We start from the raw sequence: 3,192 nt of genomic DNA, 5'->3' as shown, positions 1-3,192 counted from the left end.
TAGATACGGCTCCTACCGGTCATCTCCTGCGATTTTTGGAAATGCCAACGGCTTTAGGAGATTGGTTAAGTTGGATTTTTAAGCTTTGGATGAAGTATCAAGATGTCTTAGGGCGTGTAGATTTAATGGGACGATTGCGAATCTTAAGACAACAGGTGATGTCTGCCCAGAAAAAACTCAAAGACCCCCAACATACAGAATTTATTGGAGTTTTGCAAGCCCAAGATGCTATCGTTGCCGAACAACTGCGATTGACAGCATCTTTGAAAAAAAAGGGAGTCTATCAACGTTATGTCGTGCAGAATCGTTATCATGCTAATGAGGAAATTGATCGGGATTTATTCCCAGAGCAAACTTTGATCCGCTTAGCCAGTTTACCCCGGTCAGTAGAACCTTTAGCCCGGGTAAAAGCCGCGGCAGATCTGTTATTTTAAAGGTAATTAGTCTAATCAAGTCGGACTTCTTAACCTCATCTATTACCCAGTCCCCATCCTTCACTTGACTCAGGAGAAATTTTATGGTAGAACTATTCAAAGGCTTTGAGCAATTAGTCGAACTCGCTAAGACCTTAGAGGAAAAACTGGAAAAAGGGGAAATTAAAACCGAAGTGCAGTTTAACTCTCGTCCCTTGAGTAACATTCCCCGCGCTGGCGGTATTCCCCGTCCAGGGGGAGTTTATCGCCCGAACAATTCTGGTGGGGATGATTTTGAGGTCAATCGCAATCGCTCATCCTCCACTGATTCAGGGGTTGAAGACAGTATGACACAGCCCGAAGGACCGACCACGGCTTCCCTGAAGGATGTTGGTGGCTTGACGGAAGTGATTAAAGAACTCAAGGAACTAATTGCCATTCCCCTGAAGCGCCCTGACTTGTTGGCCAAGTTAGGACTTGAACCCACTCGCGGCGTTCTCTTAGTCGGCCCCCCTGGAACCGGTAAAACCCTGACTGCCCGTGCTTTGGCCGAAGAACTCGGTGTTAACTATATTGCCTTAGTCGGACCAGAGGTGATCAGCAAATATTATGGGGAGGCTGAGCAAAAACTGCGGGGAATTTTTGAGAAAGCCAGTAAGAATGCGCCTTGTATCGTTTTTATTGACGAAATTGATAGCATGGCACCCGATCGCAGTAAAGTTGAAGGGGAAGTAGAAAAAAGACTGGTGGCCCAATTGCTCGGTTTAATGGATGGCTTTGCCCAAAGTCAAGGGGTGATTGTTCTAGCGGCGACAAACCGTCCCGACCATCTTGACCCTGCCCTCCGTCGCCCCGGACGGTTTGACCGAGAAGTCCTCTTTCGGGTGCCTGACCGCAAGGGCCGTTTAGAAATCCTCCAAATTCTCACCCGTTCCATGCCCCTAGATGAATCAGTTTCCTTAGATATGATTGCCGATAATGCGGTGGGATTTGTCGGGTCAGATTTAAAAGCCGTTTGCCAGAAAGCGGCCTATAGTGCTTTGCGGCGGCAGGTTCCTACGATTGACTCGCAAATTCCAGAAACAATGACGGTGGTTCAAGCCGACTTTTTGCAAGCCCTTAAAGAAGTTAAACCGGCGGTATTGCGGTCTGTGGAAGTGGAGTCTCCCCATGTGGACTGGGACAATATTGGCGGACTTGAACAGATTAAACAAACCCTACAGGAGTCCGTGGAAGGGGCATTACTCCATCCGCAATTATATACGCAAACCAAAGCCCAAGCTCCCAAAGGTATTTTACTTTGGGGTCCCCCCGGAACGGGAAAAACCCTATTGGCCAAAGCGGTTGCATCTCAGGCGCGAGCTAATTTTATCAGTATTAATGGACCTGAGCTTTTGAGTAAATGGGTGGGGGCGAGTGAACAGGCGGTGCGTGAGTTGTTTGCCAAAGCTCGTCAGGCAGCCCCTTGTGTGGTTTTTATTGATGAAATTGATACTTTAGCACCGGCAAGAGGTCGTTATAGTGGAGATTCAGGAGTGAGTGACCGGGTTGTGGGACAAATCCTGACGGAGTTAGATGGGTTGCAAACGGGGGCAACGATTTTAGTGATTGGAGCCACTAATCGCCCAGATGCTTTAGATCCAGCCTTATTGCGAGCGGGACGGTTAGATTTACAGTTAAAAGTTGATTTACCGAATGCCTCTAGTCGTTTAGCAATTCTGGGAGTCCATAATGATGAACGTCCTTTAGAGGATGTGGATTTAGGCTATTGGGCCGAGGCAACCGAAGGCTGGAATGGCGCAGATTTAGCGTTATTATGTAACCAAGCGGCACTGATGGCAATTCGTCGTTATCGCCATCAGGGAATGACTGACCCAACTGAGATTCGCATTACAACGGCTGATTTTAATCATGCTTACCAACTGTTGATTGAACAGCGTGCCAATTGATTTTTTTTCCCCCTTACTTAAAGTAAGGGGGGAGAATCTCAACTCAGGAAAACCATCCTAAAAAGAAAAATTTGCCAAAATGTCTGCATTGACTGTTTGTCTGCGATATTGTCTAGCTTTTGAGCGTTTTTTCCAGCTGGGCTACCCTTGCTTTCTGTTGCTTCAAATCGGCTAGTTGTTTTAGTAATTGTTCTCTGACTTCATAGCGATAGGCAAAAAAATGCTCACCTATCCCTAGGGTCGCTAGATACTCTTCTAGCAGACGGGGTTTGACCCAGGCAATCACTGCCAGTTGCCACCAGAAACGGAAGCGCGTCGGTCGGACAATCCCCTGCCGCCAGAGCAAGGAGCGGAACAATTGCCACTGTTGCCCATCTAATTTACGGTTCGATTTGCCGCGCCATCCCCCCATGATCATGAAATGGTTGAAGGTTCGTTTCAGGTAGTTAACAGGATCATAGATTTCCCAGAAAGCATCGATGTATTCTTCGGTAATCTCTTCCACCGGGCGAGTTGGCTCAAAGTTCATCATCGCTCCCTGATGGAAAGTACCCATGCCATCCACCAGACGACCTTCCTGTTGCAGGCGATTCCACAGGGCAGTATTTTGCAGTGCCTGGAGCAGGCTAAACTGCCCCTGGGGAATACTCGCCTCCATAATAAAATCTTTGATCCGCTGCCCTGCGCCTGGTTTCTCATTGTCAAAACCGATAATGAAGCCAGACATAATCTGCAGCCCCATGCGGGTAATTTTGTGACAGGATTCGATCAGGGATTGGCGGGTGTTTTGAACCTTGTTAATGCCCATTAAGCTATCGGTATCTGGTGTC

3 protein-coding genes are annotated in these 3,192 nt (G+C 47.7%); 2 read left to right on the top strand and 1 reads right to left on the bottom strand.

The window, feature by feature from the left end; translation table 11 throughout:
- Both PX484_RS04350 and PX484_RS04345 read left to right on the top strand, forming a co-directional pair.
- Positions 1 to 434, top strand: a 434-nt coding sequence (locus PX484_RS04350) for an ArsA-related P-loop ATPase (protein ID WP_288102978.1), incomplete at its 5' end; no start/stop codon positions are given.
- An 83-nt stretch (positions 435 to 517) separates the two neighbouring features.
- Positions 518 to 2,362 (top strand): AAA family ATPase, encoded by a 1,845-nt coding sequence (locus PX484_RS04345; RefSeq protein WP_287765143.1) that lies wholly within the window; start codon positions 518 to 520, stop codon positions 2,360 to 2,362.
- A 112-nt stretch (positions 2,363 to 2,474) separates the two neighbouring features.
- Here the strand turns inward: PX484_RS04345 and PX484_RS04340 are convergent.
- Positions 2,475 to 3,192: DUF4070 domain-containing protein (locus PX484_RS04340; RefSeq protein ID WP_288102976.1), on the bottom strand; the 718-nt coding region annotated here is incomplete at its 5' end.

The sequence above is a fragment of the Microcystis sp. M49636_WE2 genome, assembly GCF_030065375.1.
GTDB lineage: Bacteria > Cyanobacteriota > Cyanobacteriia > Cyanobacteriales > Microcystaceae > Microcystis > Microcystis aeruginosa_C.
This window is presented reverse-complemented; position numbering and strand designations above follow the sequence as displayed.